The sequence below is a fragment of the Streptomyces sp. NPDC002754 genome (assembly GCF_053592315.1).
Genome location: NZ_JBSFVM010000038.1, coordinates 1 through 23,604, shown reverse-complemented (window position 1 = coordinate 23,604; position 23,604 = coordinate 1). Strand labels below are relative to the sequence as shown.

General features: G+C 70.8%; 18 protein-coding genes. 3 read left to right on the top strand and 15 right to left on the bottom strand.

Annotated elements, in window-relative coordinates:
- Positions 1-10: 10 nt before the first annotated feature.
- Entirely contained in the window at positions 11-151 is a 141-nt protein-coding gene (locus ACWD2L_RS37015; RefSeq protein ID WP_351340041.1) for a hypothetical protein, read from the bottom strand.
- 123 nt (positions 152-274) lie between these two features.
- Between ACWD2L_RS37015 and ACWD2L_RS37010 the strand changes: the two genes are divergently transcribed.
- Positions 275-1,381 carry a M48 family metallopeptidase gene (locus ACWD2L_RS37010; RefSeq protein WP_351340038.1) on the top strand — a complete coding sequence of 369 codons (1,107 nt, stop codon included), beginning with the start codon at positions 275-277 and terminating at the stop codon, positions 1,379-1,381.
- Positions 1,382-1,422: 41 nt separating this feature from the next.
- On the opposite strand, the gene ACWD2L_RS37005 is transcribed toward ACWD2L_RS37010, so the two are convergent.
- The 5 genes from ACWD2L_RS37005 to proB all read right to left on the bottom strand — a co-directional run bounded on the left by ACWD2L_RS37005 (position 1,423) and on the right by proB (position 6,478).
- On the bottom strand, positions 1,423-2,505 hold the full coding sequence (locus ACWD2L_RS37005; RefSeq protein WP_351340036.1) for an SCO2583 family membrane protein: 1,083 nt from the start codon (positions 2,503-2,505) through the stop codon (positions 1,423-1,425).
- 89 nt (positions 2,506-2,594) lie between these two features.
- Positions 2,595-3,176 carry an SCO2584 family spore wall biosynthesis protein gene (locus ACWD2L_RS37000; protein ID WP_451193290.1) on the bottom strand — a complete coding sequence of 194 codons (582 nt, stop codon included), beginning with the start codon at positions 3,174-3,176 and terminating at the stop codon, positions 2,595-2,597.
- Between the two features lie 49 nt (positions 3,177-3,225).
- On the bottom strand, positions 3,226-4,515 hold the full coding sequence (locus tag ACWD2L_RS36995; protein ID WP_351340031.1) for a glutamate-5-semialdehyde dehydrogenase: 1,290 nt from the start codon (positions 4,513-4,515) through the stop codon (positions 3,226-3,228).
- A gap of 153 nt (positions 4,516-4,668) precedes the next feature.
- The gene (locus ACWD2L_RS36990; protein WP_351340029.1) at positions 4,669-5,157 is read right to left on the bottom strand and encodes a hypothetical protein; all 489 of its coding nucleotides are present in this window, start codon (positions 5,155-5,157) and stop codon (positions 4,669-4,671) included.
- Between the two features lie 166 nt (positions 5,158-5,323).
- Positions 5,324-6,478, bottom strand: a complete 1,155-nt coding sequence (gene proB / locus ACWD2L_RS36985) for a glutamate 5-kinase (protein WP_351340026.1) — start codon at positions 6,476-6,478, stop codon at positions 5,324-5,326.
- A 269-nt stretch (positions 6,479-6,747) separates the two neighbouring features.
- Between proB and ACWD2L_RS36980 the strand changes: the two genes are divergently transcribed.
- Positions 6,748-8,829, top strand: a complete 2,082-nt coding sequence (locus ACWD2L_RS36980) for a hypothetical protein (RefSeq protein ID WP_351340025.1) — start codon at positions 6,748-6,750, stop codon at positions 8,827-8,829.
- Positions 8,830-9,299: 470 nt separating this feature from the next.
- Here the strand turns inward: ACWD2L_RS36980 and obgE are convergent, their stop codons facing one another.
- From obgE to ACWD2L_RS36945, 7 genes are all read right to left on the bottom strand, one after another.
- The gene (gene obgE, locus ACWD2L_RS36975; protein WP_351344251.1) at positions 9,300-10,748 is read right to left on the bottom strand and encodes a GTPase ObgE; all 1,449 of its coding nucleotides are present in this window, start codon (positions 10,746-10,748) and stop codon (positions 9,300-9,302) included.
- A gap of 127 nt (positions 10,749-10,875) precedes the next feature.
- A complete protein-coding gene (rpmA, locus tag ACWD2L_RS36970) occupies positions 10,876-11,130 on the bottom strand; it encodes a 50S ribosomal protein L27 (protein ID WP_351344254.1) in 255 nt (84 codons plus the stop codon).
- A 14-nt stretch (positions 11,131-11,144) separates the two neighbouring features.
- On the bottom strand, positions 11,145-11,465 hold the full coding sequence (rplU, locus tag ACWD2L_RS36965) for a 50S ribosomal protein L21 (protein WP_326024203.1): 321 nt from the start codon (positions 11,463-11,465) through the stop codon (positions 11,145-11,147).
- 195 nt (positions 11,466-11,660) lie between these two features.
- A complete protein-coding gene (locus ACWD2L_RS36960) occupies positions 11,661-12,974 on the bottom strand; it encodes a phospholipase D-like domain-containing protein (RefSeq protein WP_351344257.1) in 1,314 nt (437 codons plus the stop codon).
- Positions 12,975-13,215: 241 nt separating this feature from the next.
- The gene (locus tag ACWD2L_RS36955; protein WP_351344260.1) at positions 13,216-17,181 is read right to left on the bottom strand and encodes an Rne/Rng family ribonuclease; all 3,966 of its coding nucleotides are present in this window, start codon (positions 17,179-17,181) and stop codon (positions 13,216-13,218) included.
- Positions 17,182-17,429: 248 nt separating this feature from the next.
- Complete coding sequence (locus ACWD2L_RS36950) at positions 17,430-18,242, bottom strand: TIGR03936 family radical SAM-associated protein (protein ID WP_351344263.1); 813 nt, start codon at positions 18,240-18,242, stop codon at positions 17,430-17,432.
- A gap of 46 nt (positions 18,243-18,288) precedes the next feature.
- Positions 18,289-19,131, bottom strand: a complete 843-nt coding sequence (locus ACWD2L_RS36945) for a hypothetical protein (RefSeq protein WP_351344266.1) — start codon at positions 19,129-19,131, stop codon at positions 18,289-18,291.
- 123 nt (positions 19,132-19,254) lie between these two features.
- Between ACWD2L_RS36945 and ACWD2L_RS36940 the strand changes: the two genes are divergently transcribed.
- Positions 19,255-19,839 carry a TerD family protein gene (locus tag ACWD2L_RS36940; protein ID WP_351344269.1) on the top strand — a complete coding sequence of 195 codons (585 nt, stop codon included), beginning with the start codon at positions 19,255-19,257 and terminating at the stop codon, positions 19,837-19,839.
- Positions 19,840-19,904: 65 nt separating this feature from the next.
- On the opposite strand, the gene ACWD2L_RS36935 is transcribed toward ACWD2L_RS36940, so the two are convergent.
- A complete protein-coding gene (locus ACWD2L_RS36935; protein ID WP_351344272.1) occupies positions 19,905-21,848 on the bottom strand; it encodes a TIGR03960 family B12-binding radical SAM protein in 1,944 nt (647 codons plus the stop codon).
- A gap of 40 nt (positions 21,849-21,888) precedes the next feature.
- The gene (locus tag ACWD2L_RS36930) at positions 21,889-23,415 is read right to left on the bottom strand and encodes a CYTH and CHAD domain-containing protein (protein ID WP_351344275.1); all 1,527 of its coding nucleotides are present in this window, start codon (positions 23,413-23,415) and stop codon (positions 21,889-21,891) included.
- Positions 23,416-23,604 lie beyond the last annotated feature (189 nt).

Below are 23,604 nucleotides of genomic sequence, written 5' to 3'. Positions count from 1 at the left end.
AGCGGTGGGTTCAGTCGTCGCTCTTGTAGCCCCGCAACAAGAACCAGGCGAGGAAGCCCGCGCCCAGTACGCCCACAATCAGCACGGTGCGCAACAGGTTCCCCGCGCCCTGTTCCGATGCCGCGCTGATGACGTGATCGATGTGCTCCATGACGGTTCGCTCCTTCGGTGTGCTGCCCCGTCACGGTATATCCGCCTAGGGTGGACCCCACCTTGGGGGCACGGCCGGAACACGGCGAAACACGTCGAATCTCACGGACATGGGGGAAGTCGGATGCCCGACGAACCGAACGAGCAGCACGAGAACGTACCGAGCAGGCAGCGTCGGCGCTTCCCGGGGATCTCCTCGCGGGCGTACGAGCACCCCGCGGACCGCTCGGCGCTTGTGGCGCTGCGCAAGCTCAGCGGGTTCGACACGGTCTTCAAGGCGCTGAGCGGACTGCTGCCCGAGCGCAGCCTGCGCCTGCTGTTCCTGTCGGACTCGGTGCGGGTGTCCGAGGAGCAGTTCGCGCACCTCAACACGATGCTGCGGGACGCCTGTTACATCCTGGACCTGGAGAAGGTCCCACCGATGTACGTCAATCAGGACCCGCAGCCGAACGCGATGTGCATCGGCCTCGACGAGCCGATCATCGTCGTCACCACGGGACTTGTGGAACTCCTCGACGAGGAGGAGATGCGGGCCGTGGTCGGCCACGAGGTGGGCCACGCGCTGTCGGGCCACTCGGTCTACCGGACGATCCTGCTGTTCCTGACCAGCCTCGCGCTGCGCGTCGCGTGGATCCCGCTCGGCAACCTCGCGATCATGGCGATCGTGACGGCGCTGCGCGAGTGGTTCCGCAAGTCCGAACTCTCCGCGGACCGCGCCGGGTTGCTGGTCGGCCAGGACCTGGAGGCCTCCATGCGCGGCCTGATGAAGATCGCGGGCGGCAACCATCTGCACCAGATGAACGTGGACGCGTTCCTCAAGCAGGCCGAGGAGTACGAGGCCGGGGGCGATCTGCGCGACTCCGTGCTGAAGATCCTCAACGTGCTGCCGCGCTCGCACCCGTTCACCACGGTGCGCGCCGCAGAGCTGAAGAAGTGGGCGGCGAGCCGTGACTACCAGCGCCTGATGGACGGTCACTACCCGCGCCGCAGCGAGGACAAGGACACCTCGGTGACGGACTCGTGGCGCGAGTCGGCCTCGCACTACACGGAGAACATGAAGACCTCGAAGGACCCGCTGATGAAGCTGGTCAGCGACATCGCGGGTGGTGCGGGGGACCTGGGCGGCCGGGTGCGGCGCGGCTTCGGGAACTTCGGCGGCGGGGGCAACAGCGGGAACCACGGCACGACCGACGAGGGTGAGGACACGGGCAACGGCAGCGGCGAGCGCTGATCCGCCCCCCTGCCCGAACCGCTCGGGCCTCACGTGCGGGGCTACACGTGCGGTTGCGCGTCCGGCGCGAGTGCGCCGCACAGCGCGGACGCACTGTCCGTCGCGTACGGGTCGGTGCCGGCCGGGCCGCCCTCCTTCGCGCTCTGGCCCGCGAGCAGCGGATGCAGATACCCGGCGGCGTCGGACGAGCAGGCGAGCGGGCCCGCCTGGACGTAGGACACCACCAGTTCGGTCTGGTGGTTGCGCAGGTCCTGGCGGTCGAAGCGGAAGTGCATGGAGCGGCGGACGGTGAACAGGGAGGCCTTCGCCTTCTTGTCGCCGTTGTCGGCTGGACGCAGCGCGTAGACGAAGGTGTGGTCCGAGGTCACTTCGAGGGTGTCCGCGTCGGTCTCGGCCACGTGCAGCGCGCCGCGGACCCGGATGCGCGAATCGGCGAGGGCGGCCTGCGAGGGATCGAAGCGGACGAGCCAGCCGGTGGCCGCGTGCCGCCCGTCGGTGACCGGCCTGTTGACGCTCTGGTCGAACTGCGGGAGCTGCTGCGGGTCGATCAGCATCCGCACGGGGCGCACGGCGCCGCGTGTGAGCACGTCGGGGTCGAGCGAGGAGTCGACGAGGTAGTCCTTGGCCGTGGTCAGCGCGGTGACGACCTGGCTGTCGGAGAAGTGCGCGGTGGCCTTGGGGTCGACCGGGAGGTCGATGGCGCGGGCGGCGCGCTTGAACCGGGCGGCGGGGCTGTGCTCGTACAGCTCCTGCACGGAATCGGAGCCGGGGACCCGGCCCGTCGGCGCGAGCGGTATCACCGTCATCCGCAGCGGCTCGGTGTTCCGGGCCGCCGGGGTGGTCCGGTAGGGGCTCCGTACGCCCATGTAGACGGCGGTGCCGAACGCGATCACGATCAGGACGACGAGTATGACGGCCTGCCGGGTGAGGCCCCGGCGCAGCACGGGCAGTCGGCGCACGGCCGGCGAGTGGTCGGTGATGCGCTCCTGCGCGGAGAACTCCTGGAGCCGGGCAGCCTTGACGAACGATTCGTCGAACACGACGGATCGGTACTCTTCCTCGCTGCCGCCACTGTTGGGACCGCTGTCCGGTGTTCCCTCCGGTGGGTCTCCTGGCCCGCTCATACCCTCAGGGTAGGTCTCCCCGACGTCAGGTAAACGCCCTGGTGCACGTCAACTTCCACGACCCCCGCGCGAGCGCCCCGAGCGCCCCCTCACGGGGTCCGGGGAACCGCCGAGACCGCGGGCTGTGAGTAGTCCGCGGAGGCGGAGGGCGTGCCCGGCACGTTCTTCTCCAGTTCGGTCGTCGCGGGCGGCGGGACCTCGTCCTGGCTGCCCGACGACGCGCCCCGGTAGACGGCCGTGAAGGCGAGGGCGACCATGCCGATGCCCATCAGCAGGGCGAGCGCCCAGGCGACGGGCCTGCGCCAGCGGACGCCGCCCACGGGCCGGCCCTCGCGGTCGAGCTCCTCCTCGTACAGCTCGTCCGACTCGTCCCCGTACGCGCCGAATTCGCCGTCTTCGCCGCGGCCGTACCCGTCCACCTCGTCGTAGAACTCGTCGTCGGGTGCCGGCCGGATGCGGGTCCTGCGGGCCTCGGCCTCCTGGGCCTCGGCGCGCGCCTGCGCGGCGGCGAGCAGCCGCTCGACCGCGGTGGGTTCATGGACCTCGGCAGCCTTGACGAAGTCCTCGTCGAAGACCACGGAGGCGAACTCTTCGTCCCAGCCCCCGCGGTCGTGGTCGTCGTCGGGCTCCCAGCCGTCCGGGAACGGCGAGCCCCCCACGTCCTCCGGCACGCGTCCAGCGTAGACCGAAGGGGTCAATTTGGGCAGACGGTAAGGGAATTCATCGGGTGTGGCCGTCGCCCGTGACGATGTACTTCGTGCTCGTCAGCTCGGGAAGGCCCATCGGGCCGCGGGCGTGCAGCTTCTGCGTGGAGATGCCGATCTCGGCGCCGAAACCGAACTGGCCGCCGTCGGTGAACCGTGTCGAGGCGTTCACGGCGACGGTCGTGGAGTCGACGAGCTGCGTGAAGCGGCGGGCGGCCGCCTGCGAGGTCGTGACGATGGCCTCGGTGTGCCCCGAGGACCACAGGCGGATGTGCTCGACGGCCCGGTCCATGTCGTCGACGACCGCGGCCGCGATGTCGTACGAGAGGTACTCGGTCTCCCAGTCGTCCGGGGTCGCCTCGACGACGGTGGCCTTGGACCCGGCCGCGTACTTCGTGATCCGCCGGTCCGCGTGCACGGTGACGCCGGCCTCCGCGAGCGCGTCGAGGGCGCGCGGCACGAACGCGTCGGCGATGTCCTGGTGGACGAGGAGCGTCTCCGCCGCGTTGCACACGGAGACGCGGTGCGCCTTGGAGTTGACGAGGATGTCGACGGCCATGTCGAGGTCGGCGTCGGCGTCCACGTAGACGTGGCAGTTGCCGGTGCCGGTCTCGATCACGGGGACGGTCGAGTTCTCGACGACGTTCTTGATGAGCGAGGCACCGCCGCGCGGGATCAGCACGTCGACCAGGCCGCGGGCGCGCATCAACTCGGTCACCGAGTCGCGGCTCTCGCCGGGGACGAGCTGGATCGCGTCGGCGGGCAGCCCCGCGCCGCCGACGGCGTCGCGCAGCACCCGGACGAGCGCGGTGTTCGACTCGTACGCCGATGAACTGCCGCGCAGGAGGACCGCGTTGCCCGACTTGAGGCAGAGGGCGGCGGCGTCGACCGTGACGTTCGGTCGGGCCTCGTAGATGATGCCGACGACACCGAGCGGGACCCGGATCTGGCGCAGGTCGATGCCGTTCGGGAGGGTGTTGCCGCGTACGACCGTGCCGATGGGGTCGGGCAGGGCGATGACGTCGCGCACGTCCGAGGCGATGGCCCGGACGCGCTCCGGGGTGAGCGTCAGCCGGTCGATGATCGCCTCGGGGGTGCCGGCCTCGCGGGCCTTGGCGATGTCCTTGGCGTTGGCCTCGACGATTTCCGCGGTACGTACTTCCAGGGCGTCGGCGATGGCGCCGAGGGCGTCGTCCTTGTGGGCGCGCGGCAGGGCGGCGAGGTCGTGGGCCGCGGACCTGGCGCGGTACGCGGTCTGGGTGACCGGGGTCATGGAGTCGTACGGGTTCAGCGGCAGCGACGTCATGCTCCGCAGGGTATCGGGGGCGTGGGGGCGGTCGACCGGTGTTTCGGGGGGTGAGACGTGGCTGAAATGCGGCCTTGGCCACAGTGGCTGAGGTTTCCGCCTCGTGACGGCTGAGCGTGGCTGGGGTGCGCAGTTCCCCGCGCCCCTTTTTGCCTAGAAGGGGTGGACGCCGACCGGAGTTGCCGGCAGGGGGCCGAAGCCCTCCGCGATGCGTTGGTGGTAGGTCTGGCGGTCGATGACCTCCAGGCCGACGATTTCCCAGGGCGGGAGCTGCGACGTACGGCGGTGTTCGCCCCACAGGCGCAGGGCCACCGCCGCCGCGTCGTGCAGGTCGCGGGCCTCTTCCCAGTAGCGGATCTCGGCGTGGTCCACGGCGTAGCGGCTCGTCAGCAGGAAGGGGTGGTCGTGCGCGAGCTGTTCGAGGCCGCGGCGCACCTCCGCGAGCGATGCCTCCTCGCCGGAGACGCTGAGCGTGACGTGCCACAGACGGGGGCCCTGTTCGGCGCTGCCCTCAGCGCTCGCCTCGGCGGTCTCTCCCGCGGTGTCCCCGTCGTACGCGTCTCCCGCGGCCACGCTCGTCAGCACCCGCTCCGCCGAACCTCGGGGCCCCTTGGACGCGACCCCCGGGCGCGCTCGTCTCACGACGGCCTCCTTTGCGCAATGGTCGTGCGACCTTCCCCGGATGAACTCCCTGCCTCAAGAGTTGAGCAGGACACGGAGCTTCTTGGGGCGGTTTTGGGGAAGGTCCCCCACGGGTGGCAGGCTTTCGGCCTTTCACACAGGGGGTTTCGAAGGCACGCGGCCCGTTTCAAGCCTGGAGGATGACCAAGTCGTCCCTGTGTACGACTTCCCGCTCGTAGGCGGGGCCGAGGTCGCGGGCCAGTTCGCGCGTGGAGCGGCCGATCAGCTGCGGGATCTCCTTGGCGTCGAAGTTGACGAGCCCGCGGGCGACCGCGCGCCCCCGCTCGTCGCGCAGTTCGACCGGGTCGCCCGCGCCGAACTCGCCCTCCACGCCCGCGATCCCGGCGGGCAGCAGCGATGTGCGCCGCTCGACGACGGCTCGTACCGCGCCGTCGTCGAGGGTGATCGCGCCCTGCGGCGTCGACGCGTGCTGCAGCCACAGCAGGCGGTCGGCGCTGCGGCGGCCCGTGGCGTGGAAGTACGTGCCGGTGTCGCGGGCGGCTAGGGCGTCGGAGGCGTGGCTCGCGCTCGTCAGCACCACGGGGATGCCGGCGGCCGCCGCGATCGAGGCGGCCTCGACCTTGGTGACCATGCCGCCGGTGCCGACGCCCGCCTTCCCGGCGGAGCCGATCTTGACGTGCGCCGTGTCGGCGGGGCCGCGCACCTCGGCGACGCGGGAGCTGCCGGGCTTGGCGGGGTCGCCGTCGTAGAGGCCGTCGACGTCGGAGAGCAGCACGAGCAGGTCCGCGTGCACGAGGTGGGCGACGAGCGCCGCGAGCCGGTCGTTGTCGCCGAAGCGGATCTCGTCCGTGGCCACCGTGTCGTTCTCGTTGACGATCGGGAAGGCGCCCATCGCCAGGAGTTGGTCGAGGGTCCGCGAGGCGTTGCGGTGGTGGGCGCGGCGGGCCATGTCGTCGCTGGTCAGGAGGACCTGGCCGACGCGGACCCCGTAGCGCGCGAAAGAGGCGGTGTAGCGGGCGACGAGGAGGCCCTGGCCGACGCTCGCCGCGGCCTGCTGGCGGGCGAGGTCCTTGGGACGGCGGGTCAGGCCCAGTGGGGCGAGTCCCGCGGCGATGGCGCCGGAGGAGACGAGGACGATCTCCTTCTCCCCGCCTCCGCGCTGCTTCGCCAGGACGTCGACGAGCGCGTCGACCCGGTCCGCGTCCAGGCCCCCCGCCGCCGTGGTGAGTGACGACGATCCGACCTTGACGACGATCCGGCGGGCGTCCGCCACACCTTGGCGCGCCGCCCCTGCTGCTGCCCCAGTTGTTGCCCCTGACATGCCTGGCAATGTACGTGACCTGCCCCTTCGACCGCTCTTGGGTTTCGAGGTACGGACAACGCCGTGGACGCCCCGTAATCAGGACGCGGGCAGGACGGGGAACCGACCCCGTCCTTTCACGCCATTTGACCCCGTTTCTACTGCTTGTGGGCTTGGAGGATTGCTAGGGGGCCACAGAAAGTCATACGGTCAGTGGTCAGCATTTCCGCGAGGTGGACCTCCCCCACGGTCCCCCCACCCTCCGAGACCCCCTGCCAGGAGCCCAGCCCGTGCCCTCCGCCGGACGTGCCTCGCGCCGCCTCGTGCAGCTTTCAGCTCTGTTCACGATGTTCGCGCTCTATGTGGCCCAGCTCGTCAGCGCGCTCGTTCCGTATGTTCCCCTCTTCGTCGCCGCGAGCGCGGCCGGACTCGCCCTCGACACCTACCTGCAGTACAGGCAGCCGGGGCTGCTCTCGCTGCTCGGCAAGATCCGCTTCGACGTGACGGTGCGGCAACTGCTGCGCGACATGCTGATCTTCGTCGGCCTGCTGCGCATCAGCGGCATCAACCCGCTCGACGAGCAGGCGCCGCTGCTGGTCATGGTGCTCGCGATGTACCTGCTGCACTTCGCCTGCCAGGCGGCAGCGGTCCTGGTGCGCCGCACCCGCACGCTGCCGATCGTCACGCGGAACATCGACACGTCCGCGCTGAACCTGTGTGCCTCGCCGCCGCGCCTGCTGGCCCGGCGGGCGGCGCACCGCCTGCTGACCTTCGCGATCCCCTCCACCCTCGGCCTGGTCATCACCGCGTCGACGACCAACGCCCTGTGGGGCGTCATCGGCATCGGCGTCTCGATCGTCCTGTTCCTCTTCGGCACGGCCTACCTCGGTACGTGGCTGCTGCCCAAGAAGCGTCCGCTGAACGACGACAAGGTCATCGCCTGGCTCGACGCGTGGCTGGCCGACTACCGGCCCACCGTCGGCATGTACTTCTCCGGCGGCACCACCTCCGCGTACCAGGCGAACATGTGGCTCTCCACGCTCGCCGCGGTCGACGGCAAGCCGCTGATCGTGCTGCGCGAGCGCTTCATGGTGAACAAGATCGACGCCACCGATGTGCCGATCATCTGCTTCCCGAAGGTCGCCACGATGTTCTCCCTGGAGAACTCGACGCTGAAGATGCTGCTGCACCCGGCGAACGCCGCGAAGACCTCGCAGGTCCTGCGCATCCCCACGATCAAGCACGCGTTCACCAACCACGGCGAGTCCGACAAGCTGTCGTCCTGCAACCCGTACGCGAAGGCGTACGACGAGGTGTGGGTGGCCGGTCCCGCGGCGCGCGACCGGTACCAGCTCGCGGACGTCGGCGTCGACGACCGGGATGTCGTCGAGGTGGGCCGCCCGCAGCTGGCGCCCATCGAGCTCGCGGACGGGCCGGCCACGGGTGCGTACACGACCGTTCTGTACGCGCCCACCTGGGAGGGCTGGGACGGCAACCCCGGCAATACGTCGGTGATCCTGGCGGGCGAGAACATCGTCCGGCAGCTGGTCGACGACCCCAAGGTCCGGCTGATCTACAAGCCGCACCCGATGACCGGTTCGCAGGTCCCCGCCGCCGGTGAGGCCAACAAGCGCATCATGGCGATGATCGAGGAGGCCAACACCCGCCGCTCCGGCGCGCGTCCGGGTCCCGAGGCCGCCGTCGAGCTCGAGCGCCGCTTCGAGGCGCTGAACGAGCTGACGTCCACCAAGTTCCCCAAGGGCACGGACGAGATGGAGCGGATGATGCTCCAGGGCCGGCCCGACGGGGATCGGGCGGCGGCGGTGGCCGAGGCGACCGAGGCGTGGGAGGAGGCGTACTGGGCCTCGTTCCCCGAGTGGGAGCACCTGATCATCACCGAGGCGCGGCCCGCGATCTTCACGTGCTTCAACGCGGCGGACGTCCTCGTCTCCGACGTCTCCTCGGTCGTCTCCGACTGGCTGAGCAGCGAGAAGCCGTACGCGGTGGCCAACACGTCGGGGCTTTCGGAGGACGACTTCCGTACGGGGTTCCCGACGGTGCGGGCGGCGACGGTCCTGTCGCCCGGGGCGACCGAGGTTCCCGAGCTGCTCGCAGTGGTGCGCGGCGAGGTGGAGGACGTCCACGCGGAGGGCCGGGTGGCCCTGAAGGAGCATCTCCTCGGTCCGTCGGACCCGCCGTCCATCGACCGCTTCAACGTCGCCGTACGCGCCCTGTGCGCCAAGGCCGACGAGCGGCGGGTGCGGATGGCGGCGCGGGGCGAGGATGAGGTGCCGCCCACGCGTGAGGACTCCGTCGAGGAGCAGGTGGCCGAGGTGGAGGCCGCGGAGCCGGAGGACACGGTGACGGCGTAGCCGTCCGTTCACGCGGAGGGGCCCGGGAGACGTTCTCCCGGGCCCCTCCGCGTACGCACACCCCCGCCCCCACGCCACGGTGCTCCGCCCCGGCCCCGGCGCCTCAATCGCCGGCGGGGCTGGAATGGCTCGAGCGCCGGCCGGACGGGAAAGGGCTCGAGCGTCACCCGGGCTGAAAAGATCGGGGCTCTGCCCCGGACCCCGCTGCTCAATCGCCGCAGGGGCTTGATTTTGCCCGCTTCACCGCAGATGACGCCTCGGGCGCCCCGCCCCCTCCGGGGGCGTCGGCCGCACGGGGTGCCCCGCGCGCCGCCTTGGGCAATCTGCCGCCTAGGGCGGCAGGGTGGGCAAGGCGGCACCACGGTGCAGCGCAACGAGGGCGACGGGCGCCGACCCCGGCAAGGCTCGGGAGCCGCGGTGCGGCGCAACGGGACCCGGCCGCGGTCACGGCGCAGTAAACCGGCGGCTGGCTAGAAGGGCTTGAAGTCGTCGTACTCCTGTTGGGAGTCGTCGCGTTCCGCCTCGCGGTCGCGACGGCGCTGCGCGGCCGGCCGCGGCGCCTCCATACGGTGGTCCTCGCCACGGCGACCGAGCATCTCGGCGCCCGCCATCATCGTGGGCTCCCAGTCGAAGACGACCGCGTTCTCCTCGGGGCCGATCGCGACGCCGTCACCGTGCCTGGCGCCCGCCTTCATCAGCGACTCCTCGACGCCGAGGCGGTTGAGCCGGTCCGCGAGGTAGCCGACGGCCTCGTCGTTGTTGAAGTCGGTCTGCCGCACCCAGCGCTCCGGCTTCTCACCGCGGACGCGGAACATCGGCTCGCCCTCGGCGTCCTCGCGGGTGACGGTGAAGCCCGAGTCGTTCACGGCCTTCGGGCGGATGACGACGCGGGTCGTCTCCTCCTTCGGCTTCGCGGCGCGCGCGGCGCCGACCAGCTCGGCCAGCGCGTAGGACAGCTCCTTGAGGCCCTTGTGGGCGACGGCCGACACCTCGAAGACGCGGTAGCCGCGCTCCTCCAGGTCGGGCCTGACCATGTCGGCGAGGTCCTGCCCGTCGGGCACGTCGATCTTGTTGAGGACGACGAGCCGCGGCCGGTTCTCCAGGCCCGCCCCGTACTCCCGCAGCTCCGCCTCGATGACGTCGAGGTCGGACACCGGGTCGCGCTCGGACTCCAGCGTCGCCGTGTCGAGGACGTGCACGAGGACCGAGCAGCGCTCCACGTGGCGCAGGAACTCCAGGCCGAGGCCCTTGCCCTGGCTGGCGCCGGGGATCAGGCCCGGCACGTCGGCGATCGTGTAGACGGTCGAGCCGGCCGTGACCACGCCCAGATTCGGGACGAGCGTCGTGAACGGGTAGTCGGCGATCTTCGGCTTCGCGGCGGAGAGCACCGAGATCAGCGACGACTTACCGGCGCTCGGGTAGCCGACGAGCGCCACGTCCGCGACGGTCTTCAGCTCCAGGACGATGTTCCGCTCGTCGCCCGGCACGCCGAGGAGCGCGAAGCCGGGCGCCTTGCGGCGGGCCGAGGCGAGCGCCGCGTTGCCGAGGCCGCCGCGACCGCCCTGCCCGGCGATGAACGTGGTGCCCTCGCCGACCAGGTCGGCGAGCACATTGCCCTCCTTGTCGAGGACGACCGTGCCGTCGGGGACCGGCAGGACCAGGTCCTGGCCGTCCTTGCCGGTGCAGTGGTCGCCCGCGCCGGGCACGCCGTTGGTCGCCTTGCGGTGCGGCGAGTGGTGGTAGTCGAGCAGCGTCGTGACGTCCTGGTCGACGACCAGGATCACGTCACCGCCACGGCCGCCGTTGCCGCCGTCCGGGCCGCCGAGCGGCTTGAACTTCTCCCGGTGAACGGAGGCACAGCCGTGGCCCCCGCTACCCGCGGCGACATGCAGCTCGACGCGGTCCACGAAGGTGGTCATTGGTCAGTGCCTCCAGAAACGTACGGGAATGTCTCAAGCTCAACACGCGAAAGGCGGACCCGCTTCCCCGACAGGGAAGTGAGGTCCGCCTCGCGAAAAAATCCAGGTCAGAAAGCCGTCAGGCGTTTCAGGCGACCGGGACGATGTTCACGACCTTACGGCCACGGTGGGTACCGAACTCCACCGCACCGGCGGCGAGCGCGAACAGCGTGTCGTCCTTGCCGCGGCCAACGGAGTTGCCCGGGTGGAAGTGGGTGCCGCGCTGGCGGACCAGGATCTCACCGGCGTTGACGGCCTGACCGCCGAAGCGCTTCACGCCGAGCCGCTGAGCATTGGAATCGCGCCCGTTCCGAGTGGACGATGCGCCCTTCTTGTGTGCCATCTTGTCTCAGTCCCTTACTTCGCAGCCGTGGGGATACCGGTGACCTTGATCGCCGTGTACTGCTGGCGGTGACCCTGGCGACGGCGGTAGCCGGTCTTGTTCTTGTAGCGAAGGATGTCGATCTTCGCGCCCTTGTGGTGGTCCACGACCTCGGCCTGGACCTTGATGCCGGCCAGGACCCACGGGTCGCTGGTCACGGCGTCGCCGTCGACAACGAGCAGCGTAGAGAGCTCTACGGTGTCGCCAACCTTGGCGGTGGGAAGCTTGTCAACCTCAACGATGTCGTCGACAGCAACCTTGTGCTGGCGACCACCGCTGCGCACGATGGCGTACACGGATCTCTCTTTTCGCTCGGAACGGGACCCCCGCAGTCCAGCCGCACGAGGCGGCCTCTCCCGGATTTCACGAGGGAACCTGGCGAAAACCGAGAGGAAAAAGGTTTACGGGAGTGAGGCGTATCGATGGACACGCCGACGGTCAAGGTTACGGGGCGCCCCACAGAAGGGCAAACCGGCCCGTGACCGGCAGGCTCACGCGGGCTTGACCTCACCGTCCTGCGGCGGCGTCTTGACGCCCTTGCACAGGTTCGTGTTGTCCGAGACGCCCGGGTAGGCGATGCCCCACACCTTGTTGAAGTGCTGCACGTACGTGTCGTGCACGGAGTCGTCGTCGATCTTGAGGTACGCCTCGTCGTTCTCACGCAGCGCCGGGTTCGAGGCGTTCTGCGAGCCGGTGAACGTGATCTTGTTGCGCGCGCCGTCGTACATGCCGTCGATCGCCACGTACTTGGTGTGGATGATGTACGGCGTCGTCGGCGAGGTCCGCGGGTCGTTGTAGCAGCGCACCGGCGGGGCGCCCGTGGCGTGCATCGACTTCCAGGTGCCGCTGTCGGACGTCGCGTACTCGATCTGGACCGTGCAGCCCGCCTTCTTCAGCGAGACCAGCTTGTCGGCGATGGCCTGCCGGGTGATCTGGAAGATCGCGGCGCGCACGATCGTCTTCTTCGTGGCGCCGGTCGCCGCGTCCTTGTAGGTGCACGCGACGTTGTTGAGCACCGAGTGCAGCGTGTCCGTGGAGTTGGTGGTGCCGGCCCGCGGGAAGAAGTACGCCTTGTAGTGGCCGTTGCTGACCGTGCGGTAGTCCCAGTTCGCCCAGTCCTTGGCGGCCATGTCGTCGAAATAGTCGGCGTACGCGCCGTACAGGACCCGGTTGTTGGGCAGTTGGAGCGCGTCGTTGAAGAACTTCGTGCTCGCGGACGGCGTGGAGTTCGCGGTGGTCTGCACGACGACGTTCGTGGCGCCCTCGACGGCCGAGAACAGCCAGAACTTGTTGTGCATGATCGACTTCCCGAACTTCGGGTCGCCGAGGCAGGACTTGTTCGTGGGGCACAGCTGCACGAAGGACGGGTTGGCGCGGCTGGTGCCGAACAGCGCGACCAGCTGCGCGTACACGGTGTTGTCCGGCCGGTCCGTCTTGCTCGTCGAGTCCAGCAGGATCTGCACGCGCACGCCGCGGTCCCTGGCGCGCTTCAGTGCGTCGACGATCGTCTGCTCCCACACGTGGAAGACGGCGACCTTGATGGTCGAGCCGGGCAGTGCGGCGTCCGTCAGTTCGACGAGCCTGGTGCGGATCGCGTACTGCTCCTGGGTGGCGCCCACCGGGTTGTTGAAGATCGGCCCCTCGGTCCAGGTCCGTGCCTCGTCCGCCTGCGCGGTTCCCGCGGCGACCCCCGCCTGCACCCCGGCCGCCGAGAGCACGGTGGCCAGGGCCACCACCTGCCGTCCGGCCTTGGCCGGCTTCGCGGCACGGTGTCTGCCCGTACCTCTGAGACGCACGTGCGCCATCGATTCCCTCCCCTGACACGAGTACACGTCTCCCCAACGCCCACCCATGTCCTTCACTTGTATGACCGCATGATTTTTACAGGCGGTTGGCCGCGCACCAAGAGGCACGGGGCGAATCGAGCGCTCTTCGAGATCTCTCACGTCGCCGAAAACCACGGCAATGAACGACTTGCCCGTACATACGGCGACGCCCCGCACAGCAGCGCTGTGCGGGGCGTCGTCACTCGGTCCGGGCGGAGCCTCAGGCCTCGTCGGCCGCGGTCGAGACGGACGGCAGCGACTGCTGCTCGGCCGCCGCGGTCTTCTTCGCGGTCGTCTTCTTGGCCGTCGTCTTCTTCGCGGCCGTCTTCTTGGCGGGGGCCTTCTTCGCCGCCGCCTTCTTGGCCGTCGTCTTCTTGGCGGCCGTCTTCTTGGCAGCCGGTTCGGACGGGGCTTCCTCGGAGGCGGCCTCCTCGGTAGCGGCCGTCTTCTTGACTGCCGCCTTCTTGGTGGCGGCCTTCTTCGCCGTCGCCTTCTTGGCCGTCTTACGGACGGCCTTCTTGGCGGCGGGCGCCTCCTCGGGCACGGGAGCCTCCTCCGTGGCCGAAGGGACGACCATGACGGCCGTGTCCTCGGCAGCGGTCGGGGCGGTCGCCTTGCGGACGGCGCGACGGCGCGGGCGGGCCGGGGCCGCGGCCTCGGTCACCTCGGCCTTCGGCGCCTCGGGCTCGACGGCCTTCGGCTCCTCCACGGGCTCGGCCTTGACCGGCTCCGTGACGGTCACCGCGGCGGCCTCCTCCGAGGACGCCTTCGGGGAACCGGCGGGAGCGGACGCCTTGCGCGTGGCACGGCGGCGCGGGCGCGGCGCGGGGGCCTCGTCCTGCACGGGCTCGGGCGCGGGGGTCTCGACCGGCTCGGCGGCCTTCGGCTCCTCGACGACCGGCTCGGGCGTGGCCTCGGCCTCGGCGGCCCTGCGCTCCGCGGCCCGCTCGGCCTTGGACTTCCTGCCGGACCTCGCCGGCTTCTCGTCCTCCGCCTGCGGGGCACCGGCCGGGGCCGACGCACGACGCGTGGCACGACGGCGCGAGCGGCCACGGCTGCCCGCGGCTGCCTCCGCCTCGGCGGCGCTCGAGTACAGATCCTCGTCGGGAACGAACTCGGGCTCGGGCAGCGCCACCGGGGCGGCCGCCTCCGCGGCGACCTCGGCCTCGGACTCGGGCTGCTCGGCAGCCGGGGCCTCGTGCGTCTCGTGCTGGTGGTCCGCGCCGTTGCCGCCGCGACCGCGCTTCTTGCGCTTGCCACCGCCGCCGGCGGCCGTGGGCTGCTCCATGTGCACGATGACGCCGCGGCCGTTGCAGTGCACGCAGGTCTCGGAGAAGGACTCCAGGAGGCCCTGGCCGACACGCTTACGCGTCATCTGGACCAGGCCGAGCGAGGTCACCTCGGCGACCTGGTGCTTCGTACGGTCCCTGCCCAGGCATTCGAGCAGGCGGCGCAGGACCAGGTCCCGGTTGGACTCCAGGACCATGTCGATGAAGTCGATGACGACGATGCCGCCGAGGTCGCGCAGCCGCAGCTGACGCACGATCTCCTCGGCCGCCTCGAGGTTGTTCTTCGTCACGGTCTCTTCGAGGTTGCCGCCCTGGCCGGTGAACTTACCGGTGTTGACGTCGACCACGATCATGGCCTCGGTCTTGTCGATCACGAGGGAGCCGCCGGACGGCAGCCACACCTTGCGGTCGAGCGCCTTGGCGAGCTGCTCGTCGATCCGGTACGTCGCGAAGACGTCGACCTCGGACGTCCACTTGGACAGCCGGTCCGACAGGTCGGGCGCCACGTGGTTGACGTAGCCGTGGATGGTGTCCCACGCCTCTTCGCCGCTGACGATGACCTTGGAGAAGTCCTCGTTGAAGATGTCGCGCACGACGCGGACGGTCATGTCCGGCTCGCCGTACAGCAGGCTCGGCGACGAGGTCGAGATCTGCTTGGACTTCTTCTGGATGTCCTCCCACTGGCCCTGCAGACGCTCTACGTCGCGGCGCAGCTCGTCCTCGCTCGCGCCCTCGGCCGCGGTGCGCACGATGACGCCCGCGTCCTCGGGGACGATCTTCTTGAGGATGGTCTTCAGGCGCGAGCGCTCAGTGTCGGGCAGCTTGCGGCTGATGCCGGTCATCGAGCCCTCGGGCACGTAGACCAGGTAGCGGCCGGGCAGCGAGACCTGGCTGGTCAGGCGGGCGCCCTTGTGGCCGATCGGGTCCTTGGTGACCTGCACGAGCACGGACTGGCCGGACTTGAGCGCGGTCTCGATGCGGCGCGGCCCGTGGGCCATGCCGAGCGCCTCGAAGTTGACCTCACCGGCGTAGAGCACCGCGTTGCGGCCCTTGCCGATGTCGATGAAGGCGGCCTCCATCGACGGCAGCACGTTCTGGACCTTGCCCAGGTACACGTTGCCTACGTAGGAGGTCGACTCCTCCTTGTTGACGTAGTGCTCGACGAGGATGTCGTCCTCGAGCACGCCGATCTGGGTGCGCTCGCCGTGCTGGCGGACCACCATGACGCGCTCGACGGCCTCGCGGCGCGCCAGGAACTCGGCCTCGGTGATGATCGGGACGCGGCGGCGCCCCTGCTCACGGCCCTCGCGGCGACGCTGCTTCTTGGCCTCCAGACGCGTGGAGCCCTTGATGGACTGCACCTCGTCCGAGGACGTCGACCGCTCGGCCCGCTCTTCCTTCTTGCGCGGCTCGCGGACCTTGACGACCGTACGCGCCGGGTCGTCCGTCGGCTGCTCGCCCTCGGAGGCGCCGTCACCGGCACGACGGCGGCGGCGACGGCGGCGACGGCTGCTGCTCGAACCGCCGGAACCGGCGGAGTCGTCGCGCTGCTCGTCGTCCTCGGACCGGTCGTCCTCGGACTCCCCGGCGGCCGGCTCGGCGTCGTCGGACTCGTCGTCGTTCTCGGAGTCGTTGTCGACGTCACCGGACTCGCCGCGGCGACGGCGACGGCCACCCCGGCGACGGCGGCGGGCCGGGCGGTCCCCGTGCTCGTCCTGCTCGTCGTTCTCCGCGTTCTCGGTGCTGTCCGTGTTGTCAGCGTCCCCGGTGTTCCCGGTGTTCTCGTCGTGCTCCTCGACCCGCTGGTCCTTGGCCTCGGTCACGGCCTCGGTGGCCTTGGTGGCCTCGGCCTCGGCGGGCTGCTCGTCGGCAGCGCGACGGCGGCGGCGACGGCGCGGCCCCAGGTCCTCCTCGACGACAGCGGTGGCGGCCGGCTCGGGCTCGGGCTGCTTCTCGACGGCGGCCTCGGCCGCGGCGGCCGCGGCGGCCCGCTCCGGCGTCTGGAACATCGGCTCGGTGAAGACCGGCGCCTGGAACGTGGCGACGGAGGCCCGCTTCGGGCGCGTCTCGTCGTCCTGCTCGTCCCGGCCGGACCGCGCCGGCTTCGATCCGGACCTGGCGGACTTCGCGGCCTTCGTGGCCCTGGTCGCCTTCGGCTCGGCGAAACCGCCGGCGGCCTTGCGGGTCGCGCGGCGCCGGCGGCGCGGCGACTCGTCGTCGCCGTTCTCGGCGTTCTCCGTGGGGCCGGCGTTCTCCGTCGACTCGGCCTCCGTCGTCTCGGCGGCGATGGCGTCGGAGATCTCGGGGGGACCGGCGGGCGCGCTGGGCGCGGCGGCGCCACGGGTGGCGCGGCGACGGTTGCGACGCGGCCCGGAGCCCTCGTCGGCGACCGGCTCCGGCTCGGCGGCGGGCGCCGCGGCCGGCTCGGCCTGCGGCTCCTCGACGGAGGCGGCCGGGGCGTCCGGGGTCGACACGGTGCGGGTGGCACGGCGACGGTTGCGGCGCGGCGCGGCGGGCTCCTCGGCGGCGGCCGGCTCCTGCTCCGCGACGGGCTCGGCGACGGGCTCGGCGGGCTCCGCCACCACGGTCGTCGCCCCGGCCTGCTCGGCGGGCGCACCGGTGGGCGCGGAGGCGCGCCGGGTCGCGCGGCGGCGCGGGCGGGCGGCGGGCTCCGGGGCCTCGGCGGCCGGGGAAGTCTCGGGGGTCTCGACGGTCGCCTCGGCGGCGGCCGGAGTCGGGGTGGCAGTGGCCGGTATGGCCACAGCGGCGTCCTCGGTGGAGGCGGTCGCCGCGACCGGAGGGCCCGCGGGGCGCGACGCGGCCCGGCGCCGACGGCGCGGGGGCAGGGTGTCGCTGGGGCTGTCCAGCTCAGGGTTGGTGGGTTCGGTCTCGGGCATGCGGGTGGATCTCCCGTCGGGCCTCCGGGCGCCGCGCCTGATCCGTGACCGGTGACGTCTGCGGCTCACGCGCATCGAGTCGAGCGCGGTGCCGCCGGTCCGGGGCGCGGGCGCCGCACGGAGGCTCTCTGTCTGTTCTCGCCGGTTCCGGTACGCGATGTACGTACGGCCTCGCGAAAGTCCTTGGGTGGGTGCGCTGCCCGACCCAGATGGCTCCCGAGTACGAGGGCGGCGCTACGACGACCGCCTTACGCGGGACCTTCCACGGCAGGCGCCGTCGCGGTGGCAGTTCCTGCGGTCGCCTTTTGTGGGGCGGCCCCAGCTGCCTCGCGGTCGAGCGCGAGCGGGTCGGTCACCGTGCCTGTCTCTGCGTCGAAGAGCCCCTGCGCCAGCCTGGTCACCGCTGCGGGGACCGGCGGCGCCAGGTCGGCCACGGCGCGAAGACCGGACAGGACGTCGTCGGGTCGTACGGCAGGCGTCACGTGCCGAACAACCAGCCGCAGTATCGCACAGGCCGTGTCGCTGGGCCTATCAGCCGGACCAGCCGAAACGCCGGGTACCTCGTGAGCCCCGTGCGCGTCCAGGCTGACGACGGCCTCACGGGCGTCGAACGTCCGGATCCCGCTCTTTGTCTTCCTCTGTACCTCGACGCTCTCGGCGGCGCGGAACGCCTCCGCGGCGCGCCCGGCCTCCTCGACGCTCACGCCGTCGAGACGCAGCTCCCACACGGAGGCGGTGAGCCGGTCGGCGAGGCCCGAGGTGCGGGCCTCCACGGCGTCCACGATGTCGAGGCCCGTGGGCATCGACTCGTCGAGGAGCTCCCTGAGCTTCTCGGGGTCGCGCGGCGCGGTGAGCGCGATCTCCAGGTACTCGGCCTCACTGCCCGTGCCGGTGGGGGCGGCATTGGCGTACGACACCTTCGGGTGCGGCGTGAACCCCGCCGAGTACGCCATGGGCACCGCGGCGCGGCGCAGCGCACGCTCGAAGGCGCGCTGGAAGTCTCGGTGGCTGGTGAACCGGAGGCGGCCGCGCTTGGTGTAGCGCAGTCGGATGCGCTGCACCGCGGGTGCGGGCGGCGGGCCTACGGGCTGTCGCTTGCCCAGTGTCCTAATCCTTAATGAATGCGGTCTGCGTGAGAGCGGTCGTACTTCCATCAAGACTACGTCCCTGCGAGCCGCCCGGTTCCCTCTGGTCGCTGACCTGCGGTTCCGGCCGCGGCGGTGTGCCGAACAGCGCACGTCGTACATCGGCCCGTGCCTGCCGGGCCGCGGCGCGGGCGCTCGCGGCCACGCGCGCGAGGGGCCGCAGCACGTAGTCGCGCACGACGTGTCCGGCCGGGGTGAGCACGGTGCGGTAGACCCAGCGCAGCGGGTCCACGATCAGCCACCGCAGCGCCCGGCCGACGGCGCGGGACACGTATCCCGCGATCCGCCAGGCGACGCACAGCGCGTCCCGGATCTCGCGAAGCACCACGCCGAGGACCCGGCCGACCGGCACCAGGACGTAGCGCCACAGCGCGAGCAGCGGCACCACGACCAACACCCGTACGAGCCAGGCGAGTCCACGGCCGAGCGGCGCCAACACGTAGTCCCGCAGCGCCCTTCCGACGGGGGCGAGGACATGGGCGTACAGCCACACGGCGGGGACGACCAGCAACACCCGTCCGAGCCAGCGCAGTCCACGGCCGATGGGCGCGAGGACGTAGCGCCACAGCATCAGGCACGGCCACACAAGGAGGCCGTACAGCACCCAGCCGCTCGCGCGCGCGAGCGGCAGCAGGAGCCACCGGCCCACGAAGCGCCCGGCCGCCGCGAGCGCGTCCCACACGAGGCGTACGGGCACCACGAGGACGACCATCAGGATCCGCAGCGGCAGCCGGATCGCGGCCACCAGGCAGCCTTCGGGCGCGGGTTCGGGGCGCGGCCGCCCGTCGCGCTTCTCCAAGTCCATGCCTCTCCAGACGCTCACGGAGCTGTCGCGGATGCGGCCCCGCGTAGCCGGTTCGTGCGCGTACGCCGTATGTTCGGTGAAGTCTGCAATATCGCAGTTATGTCATAGGGGGAGGAGTCACACATGATCACACTCACCAAGGAAGACGGCCCCGCCGACCTGGACGGGGTGACCCACCTGTCCATCGGGGTGTCCTGGGACCCGACCGCCGGCGCCAGCGGCGGCGTGCTCGGTGCGCTGCGCCGCAAGCAGGGCACGGACCTCGACCTGATCGCCGTCGCGATGCAGGGCGGCGACCCGGTGCGCCTGGCCGGGCTCGACTCGCTGGACCCGATGGGCAACGGCTCGCTCGCGCACAGCGGTGACAACCAGACAGGCAAGGGCGAGGGGGACGACGAGACCGTCACCGTCGAGTTCTCGCGCCTTCCGCAGCAGATCACGTCGATCGTGTTCGTCGCCGCCGCGTACAAGAAGGGCAGCTCGTTCCAGAAGGCCCGCAACATCAGCTTCAAGGTGTACGACGCGACGGGCGGCAGCTCGCAGCAGGTCGCCGACATCTGGCCGTCCCTGATGACCAGTGACAACGGCTGCGCGGTCGCCAAGGCCATGCGGGTCGGCAGCTCCTGGAAGCTCGAAGTGATCAACACGCCGGGCAAGATCAAGCAGGGCGACGAGCACGCCCTGATGCGCTTCGCCGCGAGCAAGTAGGCCCAAGTACCGCGAAGGGGCGGCCGGTTGAGAAACCGGCCGCCCCTTCGCGTGTGCGGATACCGCTACTTGACGACCGTCAGCGGCAGCAGCTTCTTGCCCGTCGGGCCGACCTGGATGTCGAGGTCGAGCGCGGGGCACACCCCGCAGTCGAAGCACGGCGTCCAGCGGCAGTCGTCGACCTCCGTCTCGTCGAGCGAGTCCTGCCAGTCCTCCCAGAGCCAGTCCTTGTCGAGACCGGAGTCCAGGTGGTCCCAGGGCAGGACCTCCTCGTACGTACGCTCACGCGTCGTGTACCAGTCGACGTCCACGCCGTACGCGGGCAGCGTCTTGGCGGCGCAGGCCATCCAGCGGTCGTAGGAGAAGTACTCGCGCCAGCCGTCGAAGCGGCCGCCGTCCTCGTAGACGGCGCGGATGACGGAGCCGATGCGGCGGTCGCCGCGCGAGAGCAGTCCCTCGACGATGCCGGGCTTGCCGTCGTGATAGCGGAAGCCGATGGAGCGGCCGTACTTCTTGTCGCCGCGGATCTTGTCGCGGAGCTTGGCGAGACGCTCGTCCGTCTCCGTGGAGCTGAGCTGCGGCGCCCACTGGAACGGGGTGTGCGGCTTCGGGACGAAGCCGCCGATCGACACCGTGCAGCGGATGTCGTTGCCCGCGACCTCGCGGCCCTTGGCGATCACGTTCGCCGCCATGTCCGCGATCTGCAGGACGTCCTCGTCGGTCTCGGTGGGCAGGCCGAGCATGAAGTACAGCTTCACCTGGCGCCAGCCGTTGCCGTACGCGGCGGCGACCGTACGGATCAGGTCCTCTTCGGAGACCATCTTGTTGATGACCTTGCGCATCCGCTCGCTGCCGCCCTCGGGGGCGAAGGTGAGTCCTGAGCGGCGGCCGTTGCGCGTCAGCTCGTTGGCGAGGTCGATGTTGAAGGCGTCCACACGGGTCGAGGGGAGGGACAGGCCGATCTTGTCCTCCTCGTACCGGTCCGCCAGGCCTTTCGCGACGTCACCGATCTCGGAGTGGTCCGCGGACGAGAGGGAGAGCAGGCCGACCTCTTCGAAGCCGGTCGCCTTGAGGCCCTTGTCGACCATCTCGCCGATGCCGGTGATGCTTCGCTCCCGTACGGGACGCGTGATCATGCCGGCCTGGCAGAAACGGCAGCCGCGGGTGCAGCCGCGGAAGATCTCGACGGACATCCGCTCGTGGACGGTCTCCGCGAGCGGTACGAGGGGCTGCTTCGGGTACGGCCACTCGTCGAGGTCCATGACGGTGTGCTTGGACACCCGCCACGGGACGCCCGATCGGTTCGGCACGACGCGGCCGATGCGGCCGTCGGGGAGGTACTCGACGTCGTAGAAGCCCGGGATGTAGACGCTGCCGGTCTTCGCGAGGCGGAGCAGGACCTCCTCGCGTCCGCCGGGACGGCCCTCGGCCTTCCACTTGCGGATGATCTCCGTCATGTCGAGCACGGCCTGCTCGCCGTCGCCGATGATCACGGCGTCGATGAAGTCGGCGATCGGCTCGGGGTTGAACGCGGCGTGGCCGCCCGCGAGCACGATCGGATCGTCGAGCCCGCGGTCCTTGGACTCCAGCGGGATGCCGGCCAGGTCGAGCGCGGTCAGCATGTTCGTGTAGCCGAGCTCGGTGGAGAAGCTGAGCCCGAAGACGTCGAAGGCCTTCACCGGGCGGTGCGAGTCGACCGTGAACTGCGGAACCTCGTGCTTGCGCATGAGTTCCTCGAGATCCGGCCACACGCTGTACGTGCGCTCGGCGAGGACGCCCGCACGTTCGTTGAGCACCTCGTAAAGGATCATGACGCCCTGGTTGGGCAGGCCGACCTCGTACGCGTCCGGGTACATGAGAGCCCAGCGGACGTCGCACTCCTCCCACGGCTTGACCGTGGAGTTCAGCTCACCCCCGACGTACTGGATCGGCTTCTGCACATGCGGCAGCAGGGCTTCGAGCTGCGGAAAGACAGACTCCACCGTCGAGGCGGCGGCTTCGGCAGACATACCGTTGACCTTCGTGAGCTGACAGGGGTGACCCTCAAGGCTAACCCGCCGAAAGCTCTGGCTTCGCCGCCCTCTCCCAGATACCCGGGAGCTCCCGCTCCCGGTCCGCCGCCGACGCCTCCTCCCGGCCGTACAGGAGGCCCCAGGTGAAAGCGGACTCCCCCGCCGCGTGCGCCTGCACCGCGATGTCGCGCAGGGCCTCGCGGGCGACCACGCTGTCCTGGTGGTCGCCGAGCAGCGTCTGTACGTCCTTCATGGCGCGGGCGAACGCCTTGGCCTGCTTGCCGAGGGCGGGGACCGCGGCCTCCCCCGCGTACCGGGCGCGCTTGGCGGACTTGCGGGCGTCGTGCATCGCGAGGTCGCGGTCCTGGCCAGCGGAGAGCGACAGGGCGTGCTCGATGCGTGTCGCGAGGCGGGCGTGGTCCTTGAGGGCGGCCTTGGTGAGGACCTGGGCGGCGGGGCGGTCGGCGGACTTCCCCCGCAGTGGCGGCTCGGCGAGCAGCGCGTCGAGGCTCCGCAGCAGGTCGAGGTAGCGCGTGCCGTCGAGTACGGCGACCGTGTGCCGGCGCGAGCCCTGGCGGCGGGCGACGGACCAGGTGCGCAGGCGGCCGCGGACGGGGCCGAGCAGCAGGGCGCGGGGCAGCGAGTCCATCCGGCCGGTGATCCGCTCGGTGAGCACCTCGCGGTCCCGGTCGATGCCCAACTCGGCGGCGAGCCACTTCAGTTCCTCGCCGACGGGCTCTGTGACGGCCGGGTCGAGCACCTTCTTGTACGTCTTGAACGCGCTGCGCATCCGGCGGGTGGCCACGCGCATCTGGTGCACCGAGTCGGGCAGGTCGCGGCGCACGGCGGGGTCGAGCTCGACGAGGGCGTCGCGCTGGGCGCGCAGATGGGCGAGGACGTGGGCGCCGGCGGTGTCCGCCCCCGCTCCGGCGGGCGCCTCCCGTTTCGCACGGCGTGTGGCTCCGGTCTCTTCCAGGGCGCGGGCCAGCTTCGATGTGGCGGCGGATCGTTCGACGCCGGCCTTGCGGAGGCGTTTTTCGACCTTGCCGAGGAAGGCCGGGTCGGCGCCGTCCGCGAGTTCGACCTCGATCTCGGTCCAGGTGGTGGTGCGTTCGCCGTCGGCCCGTTCGGCGCGTACGGCGTCGACGCACACCTCGGCGAGGAGTGAGCCGTCGGCTCCGGTCAGGTGGGACACGTCCCGCGACGAGCGGAGCCGGACGACGGGGATGAGCTCGTCGCCGCGGACCCGGGAGCGGACGAGGCCCGCGAGGGTGCGGGGGAGGGTGGTGGAGGGCGGGGCCTGCACCTCGTCGCGGACGCCCTCGCTAAGCGCGACCGGGAGTTTGAGGTGCCAGCCGGCGTCGGCGCCGCCGCTGCGGTGGCGCAGGGTGATGCGGTCCGTGGCGAGGCGCTGGTCCTCGGTGTCGTAGTAGACGGCGTCGAGTTCGACGACGCCCTTGTCGATGACGGCCTCTACGCCGGGGACCTTGAGCAGGTCGGGCAGCCGGAAGTGGTCGGTCGGGGCGTCGTACTTTCGCTCGATCTCGCGCTTGGTCTCCGCCATGACCTGAATTTAGGCGTAACCGGCACCGCCGCCAAGGCCTCGGGGCTCCGCCCCGGACCCCGCGCCTCAATCGCCGGCGGGGCTTGATAGATCAAGCCCCTGCGGCGATTGAGCAGGCCCGCCCGGCAGGGCTGCTTACAGCCCCTGCGGCGATTGAGCAGGCCCGTCCGGCAGGACTTTCGGGAAGGG

Excerpts from the sequence above, each read along its gene's own strand:
- ACWD2L_RS37015 (WP_351340041.1), bottom strand. The coding sequence starts at position 151 with ATGGAGCACATCGATCACGTCATCAGCGCGGCATCGGAACAGGGCGCG.
- ACWD2L_RS37010 (WP_351340038.1), top strand. The coding sequence starts at position 275 with ATGCCCGACGAACCGAACGAGCAGCACGAGAACGTACCGAGCAGGCAG.
- ACWD2L_RS37005 (WP_351340036.1), bottom strand. The coding sequence starts at position 2,505 with ATGAGCGGGCCAGGAGACCCACCGGAGGGAACACCGGACAGCGGTCCC.
- ACWD2L_RS36995 (WP_351340031.1), bottom strand. The coding sequence starts at position 4,515 with ATGACGTCGCTGCCGCTGAACCCGTACGACTCCATGACCCCGGTCACC.
- proB (WP_351340026.1), bottom strand. The coding sequence starts at position 6,478 with ATGTCAGGGGCAACAACTGGGGCAGCAGCAGGGGCGGCGCGCCAAGGT.
- obgE (WP_351344251.1), bottom strand. The coding sequence starts at position 10,748 with ATGACCACCTTCGTGGACCGCGTCGAGCTGCATGTCGCCGCGGGTAGC.
- rpmA (WP_351344254.1), bottom strand. The coding sequence starts at position 11,130 with ATGGCACACAAGAAGGGCGCATCGTCCACTCGGAACGGGCGCGATTCC.
- ACWD2L_RS36960 (WP_351344257.1), bottom strand. The coding sequence starts at position 12,974 with ATGGCGCACGTGCGTCTCAGAGGTACGGGCAGACACCGTGCCGCGAAG.
- ACWD2L_RS36955 (WP_351344260.1), bottom strand. The coding sequence starts at position 17,181 with ATGCCCGAGACCGAACCCACCAACCCTGAGCTGGACAGCCCCAGCGAC.
- ACWD2L_RS36945 (WP_351344266.1), bottom strand. The coding sequence starts at position 19,131 with ATGGACTTGGAGAAGCGCGACGGGCGGCCGCGCCCCGAACCCGCGCCC.
- ACWD2L_RS36940 (WP_351344269.1), top strand. The coding sequence starts at position 19,255 with ATGATCACACTCACCAAGGAAGACGGCCCCGCCGACCTGGACGGGGTG.
- ACWD2L_RS36935 (WP_351344272.1), bottom strand. The coding sequence starts at position 21,848 with ATGTCTGCCGAAGCCGCCGCCTCGACGGTGGAGTCTGTCTTTCCGCAG.
- ACWD2L_RS36930 (WP_351344275.1), bottom strand. The coding sequence starts at position 23,415 with ATGGCGGAGACCAAGCGCGAGATCGAGCGAAAGTACGACGCCCCGACC.